This is a genomic window from Mycobacterium sp. E2989 (assembly GCF_001667595.1).
In the GTDB taxonomy this organism is placed as follows: domain Bacteria; phylum Actinomycetota; class Actinomycetes; order Mycobacteriales; family Mycobacteriaceae; genus Mycobacterium.
In genome coordinates, this window is record NZ_LZJX01000108.1 from 1 (window position 1) to 23,582 (window position 23,582).

General features: G+C 67.5%; 21 protein-coding genes and 1 tRNA gene. 12 read left to right on the forward strand and 10 right to left on the reverse strand.

What is annotated here, in order from left to right; genetic code table 11:
- Positions 1-168 precede the first annotated feature (168 nt).
- Complete coding sequence (locus A5680_RS18835) at positions 169-993, forward strand: SDR family oxidoreductase (RefSeq protein WP_231977653.1); 825 nt, start codon at positions 169-171, stop codon at positions 991-993.
- 22 nt (positions 994-1,015) lie between these two features.
- The gene (locus A5680_RS18840) at positions 1,016-2,296 is read left to right on the forward strand and encodes a DUF427 domain-containing protein (protein ID WP_067822016.1); all 1,281 of its coding nucleotides are present in this window, start codon (positions 1,016-1,018) and stop codon (positions 2,294-2,296) included.
- Between the two features lie 21 nt (positions 2,297-2,317).
- Here the strand turns inward: A5680_RS18840 and A5680_RS18845 are convergent, their stop codons facing one another.
- Positions 2,318-2,929 carry a TetR/AcrR family transcriptional regulator gene (locus tag A5680_RS18845; protein WP_067822018.1) on the reverse strand — a complete coding sequence of 204 codons (612 nt, stop codon included), beginning with the start codon at positions 2,927-2,929 and terminating at the stop codon, positions 2,318-2,320.
- Positions 2,930-3,152: 223 nt separating this feature from the next.
- Here A5680_RS18845 and A5680_RS18850 point away from each other — a divergent pair, with 223 nt between their 5' ends.
- From A5680_RS18850 to A5680_RS18865, 4 genes are read left to right on the forward strand one after another with little or no spacing between them, the layout of a single operon-like run.
- Positions 3,153-3,950 (forward strand): SDR family NAD(P)-dependent oxidoreductase, encoded by a 798-nt coding sequence (locus A5680_RS18850; protein WP_082459950.1) that lies wholly within the window; start codon positions 3,153-3,155, stop codon positions 3,948-3,950.
- A gap of 30 nt (positions 3,951-3,980) precedes the next feature.
- The gene (locus A5680_RS18855; protein ID WP_231977654.1) at positions 3,981-4,400 is read left to right on the forward strand and encodes a Zn-ribbon domain-containing OB-fold protein; all 420 of its coding nucleotides are present in this window, start codon (positions 3,981-3,983) and stop codon (positions 4,398-4,400) included.
- On the forward strand, positions 4,397-5,572 hold the full coding sequence (locus tag A5680_RS18860; protein ID WP_067822022.1) for a thiolase family protein: 1,176 nt from the start codon (positions 4,397-4,399) through the stop codon (positions 5,570-5,572). The genes A5680_RS18855 and A5680_RS18860 overlap by 4 nt, the downstream gene beginning before the upstream one ends.
- A gap of 46 nt (positions 5,573-5,618) precedes the next feature.
- Complete coding sequence (locus A5680_RS18865; RefSeq protein ID WP_067822024.1) at positions 5,619-6,482, forward strand: NAD(P)-dependent oxidoreductase; 864 nt, start codon at positions 5,619-5,621, stop codon at positions 6,480-6,482.
- A gap of 73 nt (positions 6,483-6,555) precedes the next feature.
- Here A5680_RS18865 and A5680_RS18870 read toward each other — a convergent pair.
- The 6 genes from A5680_RS18870 to A5680_RS18895 all read right to left on the reverse strand — a co-directional run bounded on the left by A5680_RS18870 (position 6,556) and on the right by A5680_RS18895 (position 11,892).
- Positions 6,556-6,631: transfer RNA gene (locus tag A5680_RS18870), tRNA-Arg, on the reverse strand.
- A 40-nt stretch (positions 6,632-6,671) separates the two neighbouring features.
- The gene (locus tag A5680_RS18875; protein ID WP_082970419.1) at positions 6,672-7,496 is read right to left on the reverse strand and encodes an LLM class F420-dependent oxidoreductase; all 825 of its coding nucleotides are present in this window, start codon (positions 7,494-7,496) and stop codon (positions 6,672-6,674) included.
- Between the two features lie 23 nt (positions 7,497-7,519).
- On the reverse strand, positions 7,520-8,575 hold the full coding sequence (locus A5680_RS18880; protein WP_067822026.1) for a poly-gamma-glutamate hydrolase family protein: 1,056 nt from the start codon (positions 8,573-8,575) through the stop codon (positions 7,520-7,522).
- A complete protein-coding gene (locus A5680_RS18885; RefSeq protein ID WP_255380427.1) occupies positions 8,576-9,832 on the reverse strand; it encodes an Nramp family divalent metal transporter in 1,257 nt (418 codons plus the stop codon).
- Positions 9,833-9,919: 87 nt separating this feature from the next.
- On the reverse strand, positions 9,920-10,996 hold the full coding sequence (locus tag A5680_RS18890; protein WP_067822030.1) for a diacylglycerol kinase: 1,077 nt from the start codon (positions 10,994-10,996) through the stop codon (positions 9,920-9,922).
- 104 nt (positions 10,997-11,100) lie between these two features.
- On the reverse strand, positions 11,101-11,892 hold the full coding sequence (locus A5680_RS18895) for an SDR family oxidoreductase (protein WP_055404756.1): 792 nt from the start codon (positions 11,890-11,892) through the stop codon (positions 11,101-11,103).
- A 268-nt stretch (positions 11,893-12,160) separates the two neighbouring features.
- On the opposite strand from A5680_RS18895, the gene pstS (A5680_RS18900) reads away from it, so the two are divergent.
- From pstS (A5680_RS18900) to pstA, 4 genes are all read left to right on the forward strand, one after another.
- Positions 12,161-13,273 carry a phosphate ABC transporter substrate-binding protein PstS gene (gene pstS, locus A5680_RS18900; RefSeq protein ID WP_067822032.1) on the forward strand — a complete coding sequence of 371 codons (1,113 nt, stop codon included), beginning with the start codon at positions 12,161-12,163 and terminating at the stop codon, positions 13,271-13,273.
- Positions 13,274-13,458: 185 nt separating this feature from the next.
- Entirely contained in the window at positions 13,459-14,571 is a 1,113-nt protein-coding gene (pstS, locus tag A5680_RS18905) for a phosphate ABC transporter substrate-binding protein PstS (protein ID WP_067822034.1), read from the forward strand.
- A gap of 6 nt (positions 14,572-14,577) precedes the next feature.
- Complete coding sequence (gene pstC, locus A5680_RS18910; RefSeq protein ID WP_067822036.1) at positions 14,578-15,576, forward strand: phosphate ABC transporter permease subunit PstC; 999 nt, start codon at positions 14,578-14,580, stop codon at positions 15,574-15,576.
- Positions 15,573-16,475, forward strand: coding sequence for a phosphate ABC transporter permease PstA (pstA, locus tag A5680_RS18915; protein WP_055404760.1), 903 nt, complete (start codon positions 15,573-15,575; stop codon positions 16,473-16,475). Before pstC ends, pstA begins: the two co-directional genes overlap by 4 nt.
- Positions 16,476-16,485: 10 nt before the next feature.
- Here pstA and A5680_RS18920 read toward each other — a convergent pair whose 3' ends face one another.
- Both A5680_RS18920 and A5680_RS18925 read right to left on the reverse strand, forming a co-directional pair.
- Positions 16,486-17,394: a Ku protein gene (locus A5680_RS18920; RefSeq protein ID WP_055404766.1), complete on the reverse strand. Its 909-nt coding sequence runs from the start codon at positions 17,392-17,394 to the stop codon at positions 16,486-16,488.
- Between the two features lie 90 nt (positions 17,395-17,484).
- Positions 17,485-18,420, reverse strand: a complete 936-nt coding sequence (locus A5680_RS18925) for a carbohydrate kinase (RefSeq protein WP_067822038.1) — start codon at positions 18,418-18,420, stop codon at positions 17,485-17,487.
- 36 nt (positions 18,421-18,456) lie between these two features.
- On the opposite strand from A5680_RS18925, the gene A5680_RS18930 reads away from it, so the two are divergent.
- Positions 18,457-20,724 carry an ATP-dependent DNA ligase gene (locus A5680_RS18930; protein ID WP_067822040.1) on the forward strand — a complete coding sequence of 756 codons (2,268 nt, stop codon included), beginning with the start codon at positions 18,457-18,459 and terminating at the stop codon, positions 20,722-20,724.
- Complete coding sequence (locus tag A5680_RS18935; RefSeq protein ID WP_067822042.1) at positions 20,721-22,661, forward strand: fumarylacetoacetate hydrolase family protein; 1,941 nt, start codon at positions 20,721-20,723, stop codon at positions 22,659-22,661. Before A5680_RS18930 ends, A5680_RS18935 begins: the two co-directional genes overlap by 4 nt.
- Here A5680_RS18935 and A5680_RS18940 read toward each other — a convergent pair.
- A complete protein-coding gene (locus A5680_RS18940) occupies positions 22,658-23,575 on the reverse strand; it encodes an SAM-dependent methyltransferase (RefSeq protein WP_067822044.1) in 918 nt (305 codons plus the stop codon). The two genes, A5680_RS18935 and A5680_RS18940, sit on opposite strands and share 4 nt — an antisense overlap.
- Between the last annotated feature and the right edge of the window lie 7 nt (positions 23,576-23,582).

Below are 23,582 nucleotides of genomic sequence, written 5' to 3' on the forward strand. Positions count from 1 at the left end.
CAGCGAATGGCTGGCCCGCATCATCTGGTCGTTCTCGACCGTCAACGAGGCTCAGACGTTCGACATGTCCAAGCCGGATACTGTCCGGCGCTACGTGGAAACGTTCGCGATCAACGGGCTTCGCTGAAGAACGGGCCAGCGCCGCTCAACTGAACAATAGATGTACTATTGTTCTCCAACGTCGGATGGCTTTCGACACGTGGATTCTCGATCGGTGGTCAGCGCATGGGCGAACGGACATTGGCCGGCAAGCGGGTGGTGGTTGTGGGCGCATCGGCCGGGATCGGGCGGGCATTCGCCGTCCGTGCCGGCAAGGAGGGCGCCGACCTGCTTATCGCGGCGCGCCGACGAGACCGTCTCGACGAGGTCGCCGCCGCCGCCGGCTGCGGCGCGGCCATCAGCGCGGATGTGCGTAACGCTGACGACTGCGCGCGGCTCGCCGATATGGCCCGCGAGAGCCTTGGCGAAATCGACCTGCTGTTCATCTCGGTGGGGTACGCGCCGTTGAGAATGTTCGCCGACACCTCTGTCGACGATTGGATGGAGGTGATGCAGACCAACGTCGTCGGTGTGCATCAGGTCATCAAGTGCTGCCTGCCGGTGCTCGCGCCCGCCGCGATCGTCGGCGCCCTCTCCTCCGAAACCGTCGGCCAGCCGCGGACCGCGCTGGGCGCCTATTCGTCCAGCAAAGCCGCGCTGTCAGAAAGCCTGAATGCCTGGCGCACTGAGCATCCCCGCTTTCGCTACTGCTGTGTGACCGTGGGCGGCACCGTTCCGACGGAGTTCACCGCGGCGTTCGACCCCGAATTGCTGGGCGTGGTCGTAGAGGATTGGGTGGCGCGCGGCCTCTTGCAGGAGACATTGATGTCGCCCGACGACGTCGCCGACATGCTGGCGGGAACATTCGCCAGCGCATTGAACTTTCCCGCCGTCGGCCTCGAGCAGCTGGTAATTCGTCCACCGTCGTCGCCGCGGCGCACGGTGACGGGATGAGGCCGGCGACGAGAGGGTAGTGATGTCAACGCAAGTCGAATCGGCGTGGCCCGATTACCCCGATTACCGGATCGAGGCGACCCCGTGTCCATACCGGGGCCAGGTGTGGTTCGGTGATGTGCTCGTTGCCCAGAGCGACCGGTGCCTCGTGGTGACCGAGACCGACCACGAGGACCGCTTGTACTTTCCCGAATCCGACGTGCGGTGGGAGCTGCTCCGCCCGTCGGACCACAGCACCGTCTGCCCGTTCAAGGGCCGGGCAAGTTACTGGAGCCTTGACGGGGCGGATTCCGGTGTCGAGAACGTCGTGTGGGCCTACCCCACTCCGTTGCCTGAGGTCTCGGCGATCGCGGGCCACGTCAGTTTCTACGACGACGCGCTGCGTGTGGTCATCGTCGAAGACTGGCCAGACGGCTCGAAGGTCCCTGTGCGATTCCCGCTGTGGGGAGACGCCGACGAGCTGTGCAGAATCATCGATGTTCAGCAGGTGTCCGAAAGCGGGTTCATCGGACCAGCTCATGGGCCGACGCGTCGAAATGTGGTCGAGGGCGGTCAGCTGCTCGGTGAGGCGATCGTCGCCGCATCGAAAGCACTTCCCGGGCAACGAGTCACGTCGGTATCGATGATCTTCATCAAAGCGGCCTCGTTCGACGCGCCCGTCGACCTTTCCGTCGACATGCTTCGCCGAGGGAGGTCGTTCTCGTCGGCCGAAATCCGCATCAGCCAGCTGGGCGTGTTGCGCAGCGCAGGCATCGTGCTTGCGGACTCCGGGGCCGAAGACGTCATGCGCGACTCCGAGCCGATGCCGCAGGTTCCGGGACCCGAGTCGGCGGTGTCGTTCCAGGGCTTCGGGATGACCGGACGCGAGATTCGGGTGGTCGATGGAGCTTACGATCCGGATCCCGATCGGGTAGGCCCGCCGATCATCAACGCGTGGGTGCGATTCCGGGATGGGCCGCCGAATGCCCAACTGAACGCCGCGTTGCTGGCCCAGTCGACGACGCATTGGACCATCGCCGCAGGCATGTTGCCGCACCCGGGCTTGGGTGAGGCGCGCGCGCATGCCACCCTGTCGACCGGAATCATGAAGGCCACCATCGCGTTTCACGACGACGTCGATGTCACGGACTGGCTGCTGTACACCAACCACGCCATCTGGTCGGGACGCGGGCTTGTGCAGGGCGACGGCCGGGTGTTCGCCCGAGATGGACGGCTCGCCGCGTCATACACGATCGAGGCGATGGTGCGAGAGTTCGCGACCGAGCCCGCGGCGATGGGTCGCGACAGCCGCACGGCTATGTGATGGGCATGCGGCGTGGCCGCGTCAGCGCAGGCCGTTGATCGCGAATTTCTCGACGTAGCGGCGGACCGTGGCCGGCTTGGTCATATCGAAGGTCAGACCTTGATTGACAGTCGAAAAAGAATAGATGATTCTCGCCAGCCATTCGCTGCCGGCGGTCACGTCGACCCCGGCGCCGACCTCGCCGCGTTTCTGGGCGTCGCGCACGTAGGGTTCGAGGAACTTTGTGGTTCGGCGGACGGCAGCGTCGCCGTCGGCGACCATGTGGCGCATCAGCTCGGCGTCGTCGGCCATCAGCCGGTTGCGAGTCCGGTGGTCGAGCAGAATTTTTGCGTGGGTCTCGGCCATCGCGCCCAGTTGTTCGGCGAGCGTCGATTTCTTGGCCATCGCCGCGGCGACTTCGCGGTAGAAGCCTTGTGCGCCATGCTCGATGGCGGCTTGGATGAGGACATCGCGATCGACGAAGTATCGATAGATGGTGCCTCGCGAGACCTTCGCCATGCGCGCCACGTCCTGCACACTCGTGCGCTGGATGCCCAGCTGAGCAAAGCATTCGTTTGCCGCGTCGAGGATCTGGTCACGGCGGTCGACCTCGGCGCCGACCGCCGATTCGCTGGTGACCGGATCAGTCAACATCTCACTCCTACCAGGCCGAGGGCAGTGGTTTCAGCAGTTCATGCTACGCGAGGTGCGCCGTTGCGCTCGGGAACCGCACCGGCCTGCTAGTACGGCCGTGTCCCTGCGTGTGCCCGTCCAGCCGCATGAGTGCACGCCCACTAGGCAGCGGCGGCGGCCGTCTGCAATTATTGGATGATTGAACGGTTAGTGTTCTATTGTTACATCGCAGCAAGGAGTGGTCTTGTCTCGTCTGGAGGACAGATACGCGCTGGTTACCGGCGGGGCTCAGGGGTTGGGAGGGGCCATCGCCGAGGAGTTGGCCAGCCTGGGCGCTCACGTTTCGATCGTCGATCTGAACGGGGAGAAGGGCCTCGAGCGCGTCGAGCGCATACGTGGCAATTCCGGGCGGGCCGCCTTCATCAGGGCCAACGTCGCCCACCGCGATGCCATTGAAGCCGCCGTCCAGGAGGCGGCGGAAACCGGGGGCGGCCGCATCGACGTCTTGGTCAACGCGGCGCAGTTCTTCGCGATGCCAAAGGCTCTGGAATTGGTCACCGACAAGGATTGGGAGCTGTCCGAGGCCACGGGGCCCAAGGCGACATTCCGGTTCATGCAACTCTGCTTTCCGTTCCTCCGCGAGTCGGGGCGGGCGTCGGTGATCAACTTCGTGTCGGGCTCCGCACTCGCCGGCATCGCCTACACCGCCCCCTACTCGGCGGCGAAGGGCGCGGTGGCGGCGCTGACCAAGGTGGCCGCCAACGAGTGGGCTCGCCATCGCATCCGCGTCAACGCGGTCTGCCCGTTCGCCCTCACGGAGGCCCAGGAGAAATTGATCGGCACCGAGTGGGACAACTACACGCGGACCGCCGCGGCCTCACCCATGAAGCGCGGCGCCAGCCCCGTGGAGATCGCGCCCGCCGTGGCCTTCCTGGCGGGGGACGGCGCGGCATTCGTGACCGGCACGGTGCTCCACGTCGATGGGGGCATGACCGAACTGTCGACGGTGGATTACTCGCAATCGCCGGGAGTGTTTGGCTAGCAGTCGAATCGCCCACAACGCATGACTCTCATGCCAGACGCACATCGGCCGGTTCCGGCGCTGACCGCCCTGAATCGGCCCTTCTTCACCGCCGGCGCCGACGGGGTGCTGCGCATGCAACGTTGCACCAACTGCGGGCGGCTGTGTCACCCGCCCGCGCTGCGATGCCCCGTTGACCGCGCGTCCATCGAGTATGTCGACCTCAGCGGCCGCGGGTTCGTCGAATCCTGGACGGTAAATCGCCACCAATGGTTTCCGGGTTTCACGCCGCCCTACCTGATCGCATTCGTCACTCCGGTCGAGGACAGGCAGGCCCGCCTGTTGACCAACCTGGTGAACGTTCATCCCGACGAGGTCACCCCGGACATGCCCGTTCGGGTCGTGTTCGACCGATGCGTAGACGGCGAAGACGAGGTGTTCATTCCATTGTTCGAGCCGGAGCGCTGGTGAAGAGCGCGGTAACCGACCGGGCGATCATCAGCGGCATCGGTCAGTCGGCAATCGGCCGCCGGTTGGGGCGTGATCCGCTGGAGCTGACCGCCGAGGCGTGTCTGGCAGCGGTTGCCGACGCGGGTCTGTCGCTGGCCGACATCGACGGGCTCACAACCTATCCCGGGTCGTCGCAACCGGGCCTCGGGTTCTCCGGGGCGTCGCTGCGGGACATCCACGACGCGCTGGGAATTCAGCCGAACTGGGTCGCCGGGGGAGTCGAATACCCGGGGCAGCTGGGCGCGGTGGTGGACGCGATGATCGCCGTGGCCGGCGGGCTTGCCAATCATGTCTTGTGTTGGCGCAGCATCTGGGAAGGCACCGCTCAGGGCGCCGGCCGGCGCAAGGGTTACGGGTCGGGCGGCGGGCGTCCCGCCGGAATGCTGGGCTGGCAGATGCCATTTGGTGTGACGGCGGCCAACCTGGCCGCGCTCCAGATCCGCGCGCGGATGTTGCGATACGGCCTGACGCGAGAGCAGCTCGCATCGATAGCGATCACGCAGCGAGCCCACGCCGCGCGCAACCCCACGGCGATCTATCGCGAGCCGCTCGACCTGGACGCGTATTTGAGCGCGCGCATGGTGTCCGACCCGTTGTGCATGTTCGACTGCGACATCGCCTGTGACGGGGCGACCGCGTTCGTCGTCTCCCGCGCCGAGCACGTCGCCGCGCTGGATCACCCGGCCGTGGCCGTCGAGGCCCTCGACTGCGCCCACCACGACCGGTTCACCTGGGAGGGCGGGGAAGACATCACCCGCATCAGTTCGCGCTGGTCCACGATCTGGGAGCGCACCGATTTCACGATCGCCGATGTCGACGTGGCGTCCTTGTACGACGGGTTCAGCGTCTTCGTCCTCTGCTGGCTGGAGGACTTCGGCTTCTGCCCGGTCGGCGAATCCGGCGCGTGGGTCGCCGATCCGGGGCGCATCTCGCTGGGCGGGCACTTACCCATCAACACCGCCGGGGGGCAGCTATCCGGAGGACGTCTGCACGGCTTCGGGCATCTCCATGAGGCGTGCCTGCAGATCCGTGGCGAGGCCGCCGCGCGACAGGTCGACGGTGCGTCGCTCGCCGCGGTTGGGGTGGGGGCGGCCAACAGCGGCACCACCGCAATGCTGCTGCGGCGGGCGTGAGCATGCCGTCGTGCACAATGATCACGCGACTCCGAGGAGGATACCCGTGGCCGAAGATTCGAAGGTGGGCTTCATCGGGCTGGGCAATCTGGGCGCGCCGATGGCCAAGCGGTTGGTCGACTGGCCCGGTGGCCTGATCGTCTTCGACGTCCGGCCCGATGCCACAACGTCGTTCGCCGACGCCGGTGTGCAGGTGGCCGACGACGTGGCCGAGGTGGCCGTCGCCGACATCATCAGTGTGATGGTGCTCAACGACGAGCAGGTGCGCGACGTGGTGGCGCGGCTCGCCCCGCGGGCCAAGCGCGGGACCGTCATCGCGATCCACTCGACGATCGACCACCGGACCGCGGTCGAACTGGCCGCGGAGCTGGAGCCCAACGGCATTCACGTCATCGATGCACCGGTCAGCGGTGGCGTGGAAGCGGTCAAGACGGGTGATCTGGCTGTCATGGTGGGTGCCGAACGCCAGGTCTACGAGAGCGTCAAGCCGGCGTTCAAGCAGTGGGCGTCTATGGTGGTTCACGCCGGAGAACCCGGCACGGGGACCCGGATGAAGCTGGCGCGCAACATGTTGACTTTCACGTCTTTTGCGGCCGCCTGTGAAGCAATGAAGCTCGCCGAGCGGGCGGGTCTCGATGTGCAAGCCTTCAGTCGGGTCGTGCGCCACACCGATGCGCACAGCGGCGGCACCGGAGCGATGATGTTCCGCGACGACATGAGCAAGCCGCTCGCCCCGGACCACTTCCTCTACCAACCCTTCCTGCACACCAGGGAACTGGGAGAAAAGGATCTCGGCCTGGCGCTGGGGCTTGGCGGGGAAGTGGGAGTGGACCTGCCGCTGGCGCAGATCGCTCTGCGGAATCTTGCCGAGGGGCTGGGCGTTCCCCACGCCGCGACCGAATCTGGTTGATCGGGAAGCATCGCGGACATCCGCGTGCCCGACCGATGTGCCAACTGAAATAGGCTCTGAGCTGCGACAACTCTGGTGCCCCCGGCAGGATTCGAACCTGCGACACCGGCTTTAGGAGAGCCGTGCTCTATCCCCTGAGCTACGAGGGCGGACCGCCTGAGCTTACCGGGAGACCGTTGGTGCGACGGGTCAGCGCAGTTCCGCGATGACCTTCGCGAAGTTCTTGATGTGGTTGTCCTGCACGGTGACGGACGTGACCCCGTACTTCTCGCGGTAGAAGTTCAACCTGTCGGCCATCTCACGCGGCGTCCCGCTGAGCACCGAGGTCTGCTCGAGCAACTCCTCGTCGGATAGCCCCGGGGCGTATTGCCGGGTCATCCTCAGGTCGGGCATGGTCTCACCCTCGGCCGGCAGAGCGGTGATCGCCAGGTTCAACTCCAGCGAGTCGAATCGGTCGCCGGCGGCGCTGCGGACGAACTCGATGCGTTCGGTCAGCGGGTCGTCGGCCTCCTTCACCCGCGAACCCGTCAGCCCGATGATGTGGGCGTGCCGGGCGGCGATGGTCAGCACCCGGTCGCCATTGCCGGCGATGAGGATCGGCGTCTTCGGGTGATGTTCCTTCAGGTATTTCGTCATGTGCTTGAGGTAGTCGACCCGGGCGCCTGCGCTGGGGTAGGGGAGCTCGGCGGCATCGAACTCTTCCTTCACGTATCCGGTGCCGAGCCCGATCTCGAGGCGGCCGTCACTGAGCTTGTCCAGGTCGCCGAGGTCCCGGCTGAGCAGGGCCGGCTTGTAGAAGGCGGCGTTGAGCACATACATGCTGAGCTTGAGTCGCGTGGTGACCATGGCGGCCGCGGTCAGCGCGGCGATCGGGGAGGCCGCGCCCAAATGGTCCGGCACACAAAGAATGTCGAATCCGACGTCTTCGGCACGCTTCACCTTCTCGACGAATGCCTCGCGCGACTTGATGAAGCGCATGCTCATTCCGAAGCGAAAATCCTTGGCCACCAACAACTCCGTTCAACCAATGGGGACAATTACCAACTACGCGCCGCTTCGGCCAATCCGTGCACCAGGGCACTGGTGACCGGCGACAGGCCGTCGGACCCGGGCAGCGGGCTGCGCGGGCTGATCCCGCGCACCCGCGGGGAGAGCTCCAGCTGTGTCCCGCCGCCGCGCACGCGGTTAACCGGGTTGCCCGGATGCAGGCCCCGCAACTCCGGCGGGATGTCTTCGAGATCGGTGACCACCTGATAGCCGGTCAACTGGATGTGCCGGGCCAGGTGCGCGGCCAGTGCGCGGTTGCGGCCACCGGCCAGCAGTTGCGTGCTGCGCCCGATGCGGCCGTAGCCGTGCAGCGACACCGCGACGTCGACATGGTCGAGGAATTCGGCGAGCCGGGGCGATTCGGCCGGGTCGAACAACGCCGACGCCAGGTGGTGCGGGTAACGATCGGGGTGGCGCAGTACGTACACCGACGCTCCGGCGGCGTCGGCGGCGCGCTCGGCAATCACGTCGGTCATCTCTTCCAGCCCGCCGCCGTGGATGGCGAGAAAGCCGAACCGCGACCGCAATTGGCTGGACTCGGTCACTCCGGGTTCGGCCAGCAACGCCGAAAGCGATTGCGGCGCAGGCCCGGACGACGACACCCGGCGCGGCCAGCGGGAGGGATCCCAGCGCCGCAGGAAGTCGATCCAGCGTTGCGGCAACCCGTGCTGAACCGCGCCGTCGATGATCTTCGGCAGGTAACCCGGCCGCGGCGGACCCGGCGTCACCCGGTGGTCGATGTAGACCCAGGCCGGGGCTGGCCCGTCGTCGGTGTGCACGGTCAGCCGGTCGCGCCGGTAGCGCACCGGCACGCCCTCGGCGCTGTCCAGCGTCGCCAGGTCGCCGTCGGAGATCTGCCAGACCACGCCATGCACCTGATTGCCGGCGCACGGCTCGACCGTGGCCACACCCCGCTGGTTGATCAGCCAATCGTGATCGGACAACACCGCCGGCCGTGGATCGGCGGCGTCGGGACACCGCAGCGCCATCTGCCCGACGCACAGGTTCGACCCGTATGCGAAGTAGGCGTGCCGGCGGGCCGGCATTTAGCCGGTCACCGTCAGCCAGATGAGCACCATGTTAAGCAGACTAATCATCACGCCGACGCCCCAACCGATAACCGTCGTGACGGGGTGATTCGTGTCCTCACCCATCAGCTCGCGATCGCTGGTCAGCTTCACCAGCGGCAGCACCGCGAACGGTATGCCGAAGGACAGCACGACCTGGGACAGCACCAGCGCGCGGGTGGGGTCGAACCCGAACGCCAGGATCACCAGGGCGGGGCACACCGTGACCAAGCGGCGCACGAGCATCGGAATCTTGCGGTGCAGCAACCCCTGCATGATCATGGCGCCGGCGTAGGCGCCCACCGAGGACGATGCCAGCCCCGACGCCAGCAATCCGACCGCGAACAGCACCGCGATCGTGGCGCCCAGCGTGTTGTGGATCGCCGAGTAGGCGCCCTCGATGGAGGCGCTGACGTCGCGGTGCTGCAGGTTGATCGCGGCGACCAGCAGCATCGCGGCGTTCACCGTTCCCGCGACGGCCATGGCGAGCACCACGTCCAGTCGGGTGACCCGCAGCAGCAGGCGTCGATGCGAGCCCTCGGCGGGATGCCCGTGCCGGTCCAGGACCAGCCCGGAATGCATGTACACCGCGTGCGGCATGACGGTGGCGCCCAGGATGGCGGCGGCGAGCAGCACGCTTTCGGTGCCCTGGAATCGCGGCACCAGCCCGCCGAGCACGGCGTCGGGCGGCGGCGTCTTCACGAAGAAGCTGGCCGCGAACCCGACGGCGATGACGAGCAGCAGCCCGGTGATGACGCGCTCGAAGATGATTTGCCCGCGCCGGTCCTGGATGGCCAGCAGCAGCAGGGATACCAGCCCGGTGATGATCCCGCCGAGCAGCAGCGGCAACTCGAACAGGATGCGCAAAGCGATTGCGCCGCCGACGATTTCGGCCATATCGGTGGCGATCGCCACGAGTTCGGCCTGAACCCAGTACACCAGCCGCACCGGACGGCCCATCCGCTTGCCGATGGCCGCGGGCAGCGAGCGCCCGGTCACCAGACCGAGTTTGGCGGACAGGTACTGCACCAGCCCGGCCAGCGCGTTGGCCACCACGATGACCCACAGCAGCAGGTACCCGAACTGCGCGCCGGAACTGACGTTGGCCGCGACGTTGCCCGGGTCGACGTAGGCGATCGCGGCGACGAAGGCGGGCCCGAGCAGATACCAACTGCTTTTGAGCGAGTCCTGGCTGCTCCGCGTCAACGTCTCGCCCCTCGATTCCTTCGGCCGAATAGAAAAGTGAGGTTAGCCGAACACTACGGGTTCACCGGAGGGCTACCCGTCATTCGGCCGAATAAGCCTCGGCCGTCGGTGCGCCAGTCAACCGGGCAGGTAGAGCCCCTTGCCGGTGATCAGGGGGAGGTCCAGCGTGGTCACGATTCCCGGCGGGGCGGCCACCACGGCGGGGATCGCGTTGACTACCCGCATCGCGGTGGCGACCAGCCCGGCGTGGTTGTGGTCGCCCTTGCGGCTGCTCAGGCAGACGTCCATGGCATACGACGGTTCGCCGGTGATCTCGATCCGGTAGGAGCCGCCGTGCTGGGCGGGCTGCGGCCAATCCGGGCACAGGTCCTCGCGCAGCCGGGTGACGTGCTCGAGAACCACGACGGGGTCGCCGTCGACCATGCCGAACACCTCGAACCGCAGCGCGGCGGCGCTGCCCTTGGGGATGTGCCCCGACGCGATGTCGAAGTCCTCGGGCGCCGGCACGCGCACGTACTCCTGCGCGACCGAGTCGAGGGATAGACCCAGGCCCGCCGCCAGTTGCCGCACCACCGATCCCCACGCCAGGCTGAGCACGCCGGGCTGCAGCAGCATGGGTATCTCGTCGAGCGGCTTCCCGAAGCCCATCACGTCGAACATGACGGCCGCGCTGTCGTAGGTGGCGTAGTCGATGATCTCCATGCAGCGGATCTGCTGGATGTTCTGACAGGTGCCGGCCAGCGCCATCGGCAGCAGGTCGTTGGCGAAGCCGGGATCGATCCCGTTGACGTACACGCTCGAATTCCCTTCGCGCGCGGCGTCTTCGATGGGCTTGATGAGCTCCTCGGGGATCACCTCCCACGGGTACTGCAGAAAGACCGGACCGCTGCCGACGATGTTGATCCCGGCGGCCAAGACGCGCCGGTAATCCTCCAGCGCCTCGGGCAACCGGTTGTCGGCCAGCGCGTTGTAGACGGCGCACTGCGGGCCGGTGGCCAGCACGGCGTCCAGGTCGGTGCTGGCCAGCACGCCGGTCGAATCGTCAAGTCCGGCAAGCTCAGCCGCGTCCTTGCCGGCCTTGGCCTCCGATGACACCCAGACGCCTCTGAGCTCGAACTCGGGGTTGGTGATGAGCGCCCGCAGCGCGTGGACGCCGACATTGCCGGTACCCAACTGGACGACGGGGATGGGCATGACGGGCTCCTTCGGGGTGGTTGGTTCACGACCGCGAGCAGACGCAAAATCGCATGAACTGGGGGGCGCGCAGGCGAGTTTGCGTCTACTCGCGCGTCAAGGGGTCACAGGTCCGGGACGGGGATGTCGAGGTTGGGGTAGGTGAGGCCGCCGTCGACCTCGAGCGTCTTGCCGGTCAGGAAGCTGCCCGCCGGTGACGCCAAATAGACTGCGGCGGCGGCGATGTCGACGGGATCGCCGAGGCGGCGCAGCGGGGTCGCCTTTTCCATCGGTGCGCGCAGTTCGTCGTTGGACGCGACCACATCCAGCGCGGAGGTCAGGATCGATCCCGGCGCGATCGCGTTGACGCGGATGCGCGGGCACAGGTCCAGCGCAGCCGACCGGGTGTAGTGCGCCAGCGCTGCCTTGGCGGTGGCGTAGGCGGCGAAACCCCGTCCGGCCAGCCGGCCCATGGTCGAGGTGATGTTGATGATGCTGCCGCCGCCGGAGTGCTCCAGCATCAGGGGCACCGCCGCGATGGTGAGCGCGTGGGCGGTGGCGACGTTGAAGGTGAACGCGTCCTTGAGGTCTTTGGTCGAGGTGGTCAGCAGCGTGTTGGGCATGGTGCCGCCGACGTTGTTGACGACGATGTCTAGTTTGCCGAAGGCCTCGACGGCCTGGCCGGCCAGCTCCGCGGTCGCCTCCGGGTGGGCCAGGTCGGCGGCGACGATGTGCGCTCGGCGGCCGGCGGCGCGGACCTCATCGGCGACGGCTTCTAGTTGCGATTCCGTGCGCGAGGCGATCAGCACATCGGCGCCCGCCTCGGCGAAAGCCACCGCCATGGCCGCCCCGAGGCCGCGGCCGGCACCGGTGATGACGGCGACTTTGTCGTCGAGACGAAATCTGTCAAGGATCATTGCGGCCTCTCTTCGCCCAAGTTGTCAGCCGACACGGTAGCAAGCCCGGCCGTCTCGGATGCGGCATTTCTGGAACAGGTTCTACTTTTGCACATCGGCGGGGCGATGTAACGCCCCCTGCCCATCGGCCGCCGGACGGTCCGGCCGCCTTTCGCGTCCACTGCGAGATCATTCGCGCGGCGTTAGCCTTAGTGCTGAAAAGTTTGCCGGCGCGCGGCGGCTAGCGAATGGTGGCGATCATGGTTGAATTCTCCCGTCGGGAATCATATTGCGGCTGAAGCAATTTCGAGCGACGCTGGGCGTCGCGACCGTTGTTGCCCTGGCGTTGTCGGGCTGCGGAAGTAACGAGAACGGGGCCGGAGACCGCGGCGGGCCGGGCACGTCGACCAGCAAGGTGAGCTGTGGCGGGACGAAGTCGCTGAAGGCGAGCGGTTCGACCGCCCAGGCCAACGCGATGACCCGCTTCATCAGGGCCTTCGAGCAGGCCTGCCCCGGCCAGACGCTGAACTACACGCCGAACGGGTCGGGCGCGGGTATCGGCGAATTCACGGGAAATCAAACGGATTTCGCGGGATCCGACTCGCCGCTCGCGTCCATCGAATACTTCGCGGCCCGGCAGCGCTGTGGTTCGCCGGCCTGGAATTTGCCGGTGGTGTTCGGCCCGATCGCGATCGCCTTCCACGTTGCCGGCGTCGCGTCGCTGAACCTGGACGGCCCCACGGCCGCCCGAATGTTCAAAGGCGCGGTCACCGCGTGGAACGATCCGGCCATTGCGGCGTTGAACCCGGGCGTCGCGTTTCCCGCCGAGCCGATCCGGGTGATCTTCCGCAACGACCAGTCCGGCACCACCGACAATTTCCAGAAGTACCTGGACTCGGCCGCCAACGGCGTCTGGGACAAGGGCACCGGAAAGACGTTCAACGGCGGCGTCGGTGAGGGGGTCAGAGGCAACGACGGCGCGTCCGCGGCGGTCAAGGCCACCGAGGGCTCGATCACCTATGTCGAGTGGTCGTTCGCCCAGGCGCAAAAGCTCGACATGGCCAAGGTCGTCACCTCGGCCGGGCCGGACGCCGTGGCCATCAGCGCCGACTCGGTCGGCAAGACGATCGCCGGCGCCGACTTCACCGAGGAGGGAAACGACCTGGTCGTCGACACCTTCTCCTTCTACAAGCCGACCCAGTCCGGCTCCTACCCCATCGTGCTGGCGACGTATGAGATCGTCTGCTCGAAATATCCCGACCCGCAGGTCGCCACGGCCGTAAAGGCGTTCCTGCAGAGCACCGTCGGTGCCGGTCAGGACGGCTTGACGAACAACGGTTACGTTCCCGTCCCGCAGTCGTTCAAGTCCCGGCTGTCGGCGGCGATCGACGCCATTTCGTGAGCACCCTCGCGCGGGCGTGCGGGGCTTCCCTCAAGCCGCCTTGGCCAGCGACAATCAGCCGACAGCAATTTGCCCAACGTTAACCTTCTTGCTGTTAGCTTCCTTGCTGCGAGAGACGCCGGTCGACGCTCGATTGCCATCAGGACGTCGGCACACCTGTTTCCTCCCTACCGTTAGGAAGTGACTTGAAACTCAACCGATTCGGTGCCGCGCTGAGCGTCGTGACCGCCGGCGCGCTGGTGTTGTCGGGGTGCGGAAGTGACAAGAACGCCACGGGCGAGAGCGGTGCGACGAGTGGCTCGTCGGGCAAGGTCAGCTGCGGCGGGAAGAAGACGCTGAAGGCCAGCGGGTCGACCGCGCAGGCCAACGCCATGACGCGGTTCGTCAACGCCTTCGAACAGGCCTGCTCCGGCCAGACGCTGAACTACACGGCCAACGGCTCGGGTGCCGGAATCAGCGAATTCAACGGCAACCAAACCGATTTCGGTGGTTCCGATTCGCCGCTCGCCGCGAAGGAATACGCCGCGGCACAGCAGCGCTGCGGCTCGCCGGCGTGGAACCTGCCGGTGGTGTTCGGCCCGATCGCCATCACCTACAACGTCAAGGGGCTGAGCTCGCTGAGTCTCGACGGTCCCACGGCGGCGAAGATCTTCAACGGCGCGATCACGACCTGGAACGACCCGGCCGTCGCGGCGCTGAACCCCGGCGTCACGCTGCCCGCCGAACCGATTCACGTGGTGTTCCGCAACGACGAGTCCGGCACCACGGACAACTTCCAGAAGTACCTGGACGCCGCCTCCGACGGCGCGTGGGGTAAGGGCGCCGGCAAGACGTTCAAGGGCGGCGTCGGCGAGGGCGCCAAGGGCAACGACGGCACGTCGGCGGCGATCAAGGCCACCGAGGGGTCGATCACCTACAACGAGTGGTCGTTCGCCCAGGCGCAGAAATTGAGCATGGCCAAGGTCGTCACGTCGGCGGGCCCGGACGCCGTCGCGATCAGCTCCGACTCGGTCGGCAAGACCATCTCCGGGGCCAAGATCAGCGGCCAGGGCAACGACCTGGTGCTCGACACGCTGTCCTTCTACAAGCCGACCCAAGCCGGGTCCTACCCGATCGTGCTGGCGACGTACGAGATCGTCTGCTCGAAGTATCCCGATTCACAGGTCGGCACCGCCGTGAAGGCGTTCCTGCAAAGTACGATCGGTGCGGGGCAGAGTGGCCTGGCCGACAACGGGTACATTCCCATTCCCGACTCGTTCAAGTCGAGACTGTCGGCCGCTATTAACGCCATCACGTGATTTGAGGTGGTAGTGACCCGAGGAGCGGTAGCCAGCCCGTCGACCCCGAAAAAACCCGGGCTCAAGGCGCTGGGCGCGCCCTCCGCTCGGCGGGGGGACCGGCTCTTCAAGCTGACGGCCGCCGCCGCCGGGTCGACGATCGTGGTCGCGATCCTGCTGATCGCGGTGTTTCTGCTGATTCGTGCCGTTCCGTCGTTGCGGGTCAACCACGCGAACTTCTTCACCAGCGCACAGTTCAGCACCACCGACCCGGCGAAGCTCGCCTTCGGCATCCGCGATCTGTTGATGGTCACGGTGCTGAGCTCGCTGACCGCGCTGGTGCTCGCGGTGCCGGTGGCGGTCGGGATCGCGGTGTTCCTCACCCAGTACGCGCCCAAGCGCCTGGCCCGCCCGTTCGGCGCCGTCGTCGACCTGCTGGCCGCGGTGCCCTCGATCATTTTCGGGTTGTGGGGCATCTTCGTGCTGGCGCCCAAGATCGAGCCCGTCGCGGCGTTCCTCAACCGCAACCTGGGCTGGTTGTTCCTGTTCAGGCAGGGCAACGTGTCGCTGGCCGGCGGCGGAACCATCTTCACCGCGGGCATCGTCCTTTCGGCGATGATCCTGCCGATCATCACCTCGGTGTCCCGCGAGGTGTTCCGTCAGACCCCGCACATCCAGATGGAAGCGGCGCAGGCGCTGGGAGCCACCAAGTGGGAGGTGGTGCGGATGACCGTGCTGCCGTTCGGCCGCAGCGGTGTCATCGCCGCGTCGATGTTGGGGCTGGGCCGCGCGCTCGGCGAGACGGTGGCGGTGCTGATCATCTTGCGCTCGGCCGCGCGCCCGGGAAACTGGTCGCTGTTCGACGGCGGCTACACCTTCGCCTCCAAGATCGCCTCCGCCGCAGCCGAATTCAGCGAACCGCTGCCCACCGGCGCCTACATCGCCGCGGGATTCGCGCTGTTCGTCTTGACCTTCGTCGTCAACGCACTCGCGCGGGCCATCGCCGGCGGGAAGGTCAACGGATGACGGCCAGCGTGTTCGACCGGCCGGTCAAAACCCAGGCGTTCCGGCCCGTGAGCTTCCGGCGCCGGATCACCAACAGCGCGGCCACCGTCTTCTTCGTCGCCTCCTTCCTCATCGCGCTGGTCCCGCTGGTCTGGGTGCTGTCGGTCGTGGTGGCCCGCGGCTGGTATGCGGTCACCCGGACCGGCTGGTGGACGCATTCGCTGCACGGCGTGCTACCGGAGCAGTTCGCCGGCGGCATCTATCACGCGCTGTACGGAACCGTGGTGCAGGCCGGGGTGGCCGCCCTGCTGTCCGTGCCGCTCGGGCTGATGACGGCCGTCTTCCTGGTGGAATACGGTTCCGGGCGGCTGGTGCGGCTGACGACCTTCATGGTCGACGTGCTCGCCGGGGTGCCCTCCATCGTGGCGGCGCTGTTCATCTTCAGCCTCTGGATCGCCACCCTGGGATTCCAGCAGAGCTCGTTCGCGGTGTCGCTGGCGCTGGTGCTGCTGATGCTGCCCGTGGTGGTGCGGTCCGCCGAGGAGATGCTGCGGCTGGTGCCCGACGATCTGCGGGAAGCCAGCTACGCGCTGGGCGTGCCCAAATGGAAGACCATCATGCGGATCGTGTTCCCGATCGCCATGCCCGGCATCGTCTCCGGGGTCTTGTTGTCGGTCGCCCGGGTCGTCGGCGAGACCGCCCCGGTGCTGGTGCTGGTCGGATACAGCCGGTCGATCAACGTCGACATCTTCCACGGCAACATGGCCTCCCTGCCGCTGCTGATCTACACCGAGCTCACCAACCCCGAACACGCCGGTTTCCTGCGCATCTGGGGTGCGGCGCTGAGCCTGATCATCATCGTCGCGGTGATCAACCTGATCGCTGCGGCGACCCGGTTCCTGGCGACCCGACGCCGCTGAGCGCGCGGGGTCAGGACTTCGAAGCGGCCTTTTTGGCCGGTGCCTTCTTCGCCGCGGTCTTCTTGGCGGCGGTCTTCTTCGCGGCCGTTTTCTTGGCCGGCGCCTTCTTGGCCGGAGCTTTTGCGCCACCGGAGCGCGCCTTGACGCTGGCCTCCAGCTTGGCCAGCAGGTCCGAGACGTCCTCGGTCTCGTCCAGCTCCTTGGGTTGCTCCTCGGTGGTAAACGCCTCTCCGCCTTCGAGTTTGGCGTCGACCAGCTCCTGCAGCTGCTCCTGGTAGGTGTCGTGGTAGCGGTCGGGGTTGAAGTCTTCGGCCATCGACTCCACGACCTGACCGGCCATCTTGAGTTCGGCCGGCTTGATCTCGACCTTCTTGTCCAGCACCGGGAAATCCGGGTCGCGGATCTCGTCGGGCCACAGCAAGGTGTGCACCACCATCACGTCGCGCTTCCCGAAGTCCTTGACGCGCAACGCCGCCAGCCGCGTCTTGTTGCGCAGCGTGAAGTGGACGATCGCCATCCGATCCGTCTCGGCGAGCGTCTTGGCCAGCAGCACATAGGATTTCGATGACTTGGAATCGGGCTCCAGGAAGTAGCTGCGGTCGAACAGCATCGGATCGACTTCGCTGGCCGGCACGAACTCCAGCACCTCGATCTCGCGGCTGCGCTCCTCGGGCAGGGTGGCGATGTCGTCGTCGGTGATGATGACCATCTGGCCGTCGTCGGATTCGTAGGCGCGGGCGATGTCGCGGTATTCGACGACCTCGCCGTCCAACTCGCACACGCGCTGATACCGGATGCGGCCGTTGTCCTTGGCGTGCACCTGATGGAACTTGATGTCGTGGTCCTGGGTGGCGCTGTACACCTTCACCGGGACGTTGACCAGTCCGAACGCGATCGAGCCCTTCCAGATGGAGCGCATGTAAGTCAGTATGCCCATACAGTTCGCCGGCTAACAGGACGCGGGGCCGTTGCGCCGCAGCTCGTGACCGCATCGAAGCCTGCCGGCGGGCTAGGGCCCGTTTGCCTGGGCGCGCAGCGCGGCGCTATCGGGGAGGTCCGCCCCGGCGCGGCCGACGGTCAGCGCCGACGACAGGCCGGCCGCCTCGAGCGCGGCCGTCAGGGCGTCGACGGGAATGTTGCGCAGGGCGGCTCGCCGGTCGGCGCCCAACACTCCCATTCCCCACAGCGCGTCGATCAGGCCGACCGTGAAGGCGTCGCCGGCGCCGACGGTGTCAACCACCCGCACCGGCCGGGCCGCCGCCCGCGCCTCGCCGGCCGCGCAGAACGCCAACGACCCGCGGGCGCCCATCGTCACGACGACGATCGCCGGCCCCGAGGCCAGCCAGCTTCTCGCGGTGCGTTCCGGTTGGTGATCGGGGTCGACCCACCTCAGGTCCTCGTCGCTGGCCTTGACGATGTCGCTGCGCTCCACCAGGTGCGCGATGCGCGCGCGGGCGAGCGTCGGGTCGGCGATCAGCGACGGGCGCACGTTGGGATCGAAGCTCACGGTGGCCGACACGTGGTAGGCGTCGAGCAGCGCCGCGACGGCGAGGCAGCCGGGCTCGCGCACGGCGGCGATGGACCCGGTGTGCACCAACAGCGGCGGCGCGGCCTCGGGCGTACCGGCGAGCCGCCAATCCAGGTCGAATGTGTAGGTAGCCGTGCCATCCTCACCGATCGTCGCGCGCGCGGTCGGCGTCCGGCGCGCCGACGTGCTTCCCGGAACCAGCTGGACGCCAGCGGATGTGAGGTGTTCGGCGATGCGCCGCCCGGCTTCGTCGTCGGCGATGTGGGTCAAGAAGTCGATTTCGTGGCCGAGGCGGGCGAGCCCGACCGCGACGTTGAGCGGGCTGCCGCCGACATGCTCGGCGATTCCGCGCTCGGCGTCACCGGGGTTTTCGACCCTGTCGATCAGCGCCTCGCCGATCACCAGCCCGCGGGCCATAACCTCACCCCTCGCCAGACGACGTACGTTGACACTATGAGTGCGACGGCGGCGCCCCTGGTGCGGCTGACCAACGCCGAGAAGGTGCTGTACCCCGCCACCGGTACCACGAAGCGCGACGTCTTCGACTATTACACCCGGATCGCCGAGGTGATGATCCCGCACGTCGCGGGGCGCCCGGCCACCCGCAAGCGCTGGCCCAACGGCGTCGAGCAGGATTCGTTTTTCGAAAAACAACTGGCCTCGTCGGCGCCGGACTGGCTGCCGCGCGCCAGCGTGACGCACCGGTCCGGCACCACGACGTATCCGATCATCGACACCCCGGAGGGGTTGGCCTGGATCGCGCAACAGGCCGCCCTGGAAGTGCACGTGCCCCAGTGGCGATTCGTCGCCGAGTGGACGCGGAGCAAGGCCGAGGAGCTCAAGCCCGGCCCGGCCACCCGCCTGGTGTTCGACCTGGACCCCGGCGAAGGCGTGACCATGGCGCAGCTGTGCGAGGTGGCCCACGCCGTCCGCGATCTGATGGACGGGATCGGGTTGACGCTGTTCCCGCTCACCAGCGGCAGCAAGGGCCTGCACCTGTACGCGCCGCTGGCGGAGCCGGTGAGCAGCAAGGGCGCCACGGTGTTGGCGAAACGGGTTGCCCAGCAACTGGAGCAGTCGATGCCCAAGCTGGTCACGTCGACCATGACCCGCAGCCTGCGGGCGGGAAAGGTGTTCCTCGACTGGAGCCAGAACAACGGATCCAAGACGACCATCGCACCGTATTCGTTGCGCGGACGCGAACATCCTACGGTCGCGGCGCCCCGCACCTGGGCGGAGATCGGCGATCCGGAGCTGCGCCAGCTGCGCTACGACGAGGTGCTGGAGCGGGTGGCGCGCGACGGCGATCTGCTGGCGGCCCTCGACCAGGACGTCGCCGTCCCGGACCGGCTGAGCAAGTACCGCAGTATGCGGGACGCGTCGAAAACCCCAGAGCCGGTTCCGCGGACCAAACCCACCACCGGACAAGGCAATTCGTTCGTCATCCAGGAGCACCACGCCCGCCGTCTGCATTATGACTTTCGGCTGGAACGTGACGGCGTGCTGGTGTCGTGGGCGGTGCCGAAGAACCTGCCCGAAACCACCTCGGTGAACCACCTGGCGGTGCACACCGAGGATCATCCGCTGGAATACGCCACCTTCGAGGGCAACATCCCCAAAGGGGAGTACGGCGCCGGGAAGGTGATCATTTGGGACGCCGGCACCTACGAGGCGGAGAAGTTCCTGGAGGACGAGGTCATCGTCAACCTGCACGGCAGCAAGGTCTCCGGCCGCTACGCGCTGATTCAAACGAACGGCAACCAGTGGCTGGCGCACCGGATGAAGGAGCAGAAGGCCTTCGACTTCGACGGGATCGCGCCCATGCTCGCCGCCCACGGCTCGATCGCGGCGCGCAAGGCGGGCCAATGGGCCTTCGAAGGCAAATGGGACGGTTACCGGCTGTTGGTCGAGATCGACCACGGCGACCTGCGGGTGCGGTCCCGGCGGGGCCGCGAGGTGACCAACGAGTATCCCCAATTGCGGGCGCTGGCAGCCGATCTCGCCGACCACCACGTGGTCCTCGACGGCGAGGCCGTCGTCTTGGACGCGCACGGGGTGCCGAGCTTTCACGCGATGCAGAACCGGGGGCGGGGGAGCCGGGTGGAATTCTGGGCGTTCGACCTGCTGTACCTGGACGGCCGGTCGTTGCTGCGGGCGCGCTACCAGGACCGCCGAAAGCTGTTGGAAACGCTGGCCAGTGGCGGCGGTCTCATCGTCCCCGAGTTGTTGCCGGGCGACGGCAAGCAGGCCCTGGAGCATTCCCGCAAGCACGGTTGGGAGGGCGTGGTCGCCAAGAAGCGCGACTCCACCTATCAGCCCGGCCGCCGCTCGGCGTCGTGGATCAAGGACAAACATTGGAACACCCAGGAAGTCGTGATCGGCGGGTGGAAGGCCGGGGAGGGCGGGCGCAGCAGTGGCATCGGCTCACTGCTGATGGGCATCCCGACCGACGGGGGCCTGCACTTCGCCGGGCGGGTTGGGACCGGCTTCACCGAACGCGACCTGGCCAACCTGAAGAAGACCCTCGCGCCGCTGCACACCGACCGATCCCCGTTCGACCCGCCCCTTCCCCGCAGCGAGGCCCGCGGCGTGACGTACGTCGAGCCCGTGCTGGTGGGCGAGGTGCGCTATAGCGAGTGGACCCCGGATGACCGGTTGCGCCAATCGAGTTGGCGCGGGCTGCGGCCGGACAAGGATCCGAGTGAGGTGGTGCGCGAATGAAATGGGTGACCTACGCCGACGCCGACGTTGAACGCACCGGGGTGCTCTCCGGTGACGCCATCCACGCCATGCCCGCGGGCGTGACGCTGCTCGAGCTGATCGGGCGCGGCGCCGACGGCCTGCGCGCGGCGGGCGAGGAGGCGCTGCGCGTCACGGCGCCGGTGCCCGTGAATGGGTTGCGGCTGCTGGCGCCGATCCCGCGCCCGCCGTCCATCCGCGACTCGTTGTGCTTTCTGGATCACATGCGCAACTGCCAGGCGGCGCTGGGCGCCGGGCGGACGCTCGCCGACACCTGGTATCGCATTCCGGCGTTCTACTTCGCCTGCCCTGCAACCGTTTTGGGCCCCTACGACGACGCGCCGACCGCGCCCGGAAGCGCGTGGCAGGACTTCGAATTGGAGATCGCCGCGGTCATCGGCACCGGCGGGCGGGACCTTTCGGTCGACGAGGCCGAACGGGCCATCATCGGCTACACCATCTTCAACGACTGGTCGGCGCGGGACCTGCAGCAAATGGAGAGCCAACTGGGGATCGGCCAGGGCAAGGGCAAGGACAGCGGCGTCACGCTGGGCCCGTACCTGGTGACGCCGGACGAGCTCGAGCCGTATCGACGAAACGGCAAGTTGGATCTGCAGGTCACCGCCCTGGTCAACGGCGCCGTGATCGGATCGGGCTCGACCGCCCAAATGGATTGGAGCTTCGGCGAAGTCATCTCCTACGCCTCGCGCGGCGTGACGCTCGCCCCCGGCGACGTCATCGGGTCGGGCACCGTGCCGACCTGCACGCTGGTCGAGCACCTGAACCCGTCGGCGCTGGACGCGTTCCCCGGCTGGCTGCACGACGGTGACGTCGTCACGCTGCAAGTCCAGGGACTCGGCGAGACCCGGCAGACCGTGCGCGCCAGCGGCGCGCCGCACCCGCTGGCGGCCCGGCCCAATCCGGACGCCGCGCCCGCCGCGCCCCGGGTGAACCGCGCGCCGGCGAAGGTGCCCTACACCCGCGGCCTGCACCTGGTCGCCGACCGGGTGTGGGCCTGGACGCTGCCGGACGGCGGCTACGGCTGGAGCAACGCCGGGCTGGTCGCCGGCGACGGGGCGTCGCTGCTCGTCGACACCCTGTTCGACCTGGCGCTGACCCGCGAAATGCTCACCGCCATGCGAGATCTCACCTCGACGGCACCCATCACTGACGCGCTGATCACGCACTCCAACGGGGACCACACCCACGGCAATCAACTGCTCGACGCCTCGGTGCGGATCATCGCCGCGCGGGGCACGGCCGAGGAGATCGCGCACGGCATGGCGCCCGAGATGCTGGCGATGGCGCAGACCGCGAACCTCGGGCCGGTCGCGACGCCCTACACGCGAGACCGGTTCGGGCACTTCGACTTCAGCGGCATCACGGTGCGCAACGCCGATCAGACCTTCGAGCGGGACCTGACCATCGAGGTGGGCGGGCGGCGCGTCGACCTGCTGAACCTGGGTCCCGCGCACACCGCCGCGGATTCGGTGGTGCACGTGCCCGATGCCGGGGTGCTGTTCGGCGGCGACCTGCTGTTCATCGGCTGCACCCCGATCGTGTGGGCCGGCCCGATCGCCAACTGGATCACCGCGTGCGACACCATGATCGGGCTCGACGCGCCGACGGTGGTGCCCGGCCACGGGCCCGTCAGCGACCCGGACGGAATCCGCGCCGTCCGTGGGTATCTCGCGCATGTGTCCGAACAGGCCGAGGCCGCGTATCGCCGCGGCCTGTCGTGGTCCGAGGCGGCGGACACCATCGACCTCGGCGAGTACGGGACCTGGCTGGACGCGGAGCGCGTCGTCGTCAACGTCTACCAGCGTTACCGCGAACTGGACCCCGAGACCCCGCAGCTGGAGGTGATGGCCTTGCTGGTGATGCAGGCCGAGTGGCTGGCCAAGCGGGGCGCCGGCTAAACCCGAACGGCCCGAACGAAATTGATCGTAGTCGCCGGAACCTGCTGGGCCGTCGGCCCCAGCTCGGGCAGCCCCGCGGCGGCGAACAGATCGGTCAGCCGGGATTGGGTGGTGTCCCACCCGTTGTCGTGCAGATGCGCGGCGACGTCGGTGTGCTCGCCCGGGTACGTCAACTTGCCGAGGTCCATGTCGAGTCCCCATCGTCGCCAGCCCTCGTTCATCAGCCGGGCTTGTTCCTGGGCCTCCGGCGAAGTCCCGGTCACCGTTCCGTAGTCGGCGGCGAACCGGCTGCCCTCGGCGGACAGCGGGATGATGGAATCCAGCAACCGAACCTCGGCCTCCGGGGGCAGCCATCCGATCAGCACCCCCTCGGCGAGCCATGCGGTGGGATGGGCCGGATCGAAGCCCTCGTCCTGAAGCGCCGCCGGCCAATCCTCGCGCAGATCGATCCCGACCTCGCGAAGCTTGGCGGTGGGCGCCGCCCCGATCTCCGACATCGTCGCGGCCTTGAACGCGATCACCTCGGGCTGATCGATCTCGTACACGATCGTTCCGATCGGCCAGCGCAGCCGGTAGGCGCGCGAATCCAGACCCGAGGCCACGATCACCACCTGCAGCAGCCCCGCTTCGCCGGCGGCGGCGAGGTAGTCGTCGAAATACCGCGCGCGGGCCGCGAACGTGTCGACCATCCGGGCGAAGCCCACGGTCCGCTCGAGTTCGTCGGAATCGAGTTCACCGCTGGCCAGCTTGGTGAAGACGTCCAACCCGACGGCACGCACCAGGGGTTCGGCGAAGTCATCCGTGATCACCGGCTGCGGCCGGTTGCTCGCGGCGGCCCGGGCGGCGGCGACCATGGTGGCCGTCGCTCCCACGCTGTTGGCCAGGTCCCAACTGTCACCTTCGGTTCGCGCCATGGTTCTC

Excerpts from the sequence above, each read along its gene's own strand:
- A5680_RS18940 (WP_067822044.1), bottom strand. The coding sequence starts at position 23,575 with ATGGCGCGAACCGAAGGTGACAGTTGGGACCTGGCCAACAGCGTGGGA.
- pstA (WP_055404760.1), top strand. The coding sequence starts at position 15,573 with ATGACGGCCAGCGTGTTCGACCGGCCGGTCAAAACCCAGGCGTTCCGG.
- A5680_RS18880 (WP_067822026.1), bottom strand. The coding sequence starts at position 8,575 with ATGCCGGCCCGCCGGCACGCCTACTTCGCATACGGGTCGAACCTGTGC.
- A5680_RS18925 (WP_067822038.1), bottom strand. The coding sequence starts at position 18,420 with ATGGCCCGCGGGCTGGTGATCGGCGAGGCGCTGATCGACAGGGTCGAA.
- A5680_RS18840 (WP_067822016.1), top strand. The coding sequence starts at position 1,016 with ATGTCAACGCAAGTCGAATCGGCGTGGCCCGATTACCCCGATTACCGG.
- A5680_RS18895 (WP_055404756.1), bottom strand. The coding sequence starts at position 11,892 with ATGATCCTTGACAGATTTCGTCTCGACGACAAAGTCGCCGTCATCACC.
- A5680_RS18935 (WP_067822042.1), top strand. The coding sequence starts at position 20,721 with ATGAAATGGGTGACCTACGCCGACGCCGACGTTGAACGCACCGGGGTG.
- A5680_RS18855 (WP_231977654.1), top strand. The coding sequence starts at position 3,981 with ATGCCAGACGCACATCGGCCGGTTCCGGCGCTGACCGCCCTGAATCGG.
- A5680_RS18845 (WP_067822018.1), bottom strand. The coding sequence starts at position 2,929 with ATGTTGACTGATCCGGTCACCAGCGAATCGGCGGTCGGCGCCGAGGTC.
- A5680_RS18890 (WP_067822030.1), bottom strand. The coding sequence starts at position 10,996 with ATGCCCATCCCCGTCGTCCAGTTGGGTACCGGCAATGTCGGCGTCCAC.
- A5680_RS18920 (WP_055404766.1), bottom strand. The coding sequence starts at position 17,394 with ATGCGCTCCATCTGGAAGGGCTCGATCGCGTTCGGACTGGTCAACGTC.
- A5680_RS18930 (WP_067822040.1), top strand. The coding sequence starts at position 18,457 with ATGAGTGCGACGGCGGCGCCCCTGGTGCGGCTGACCAACGCCGAGAAG.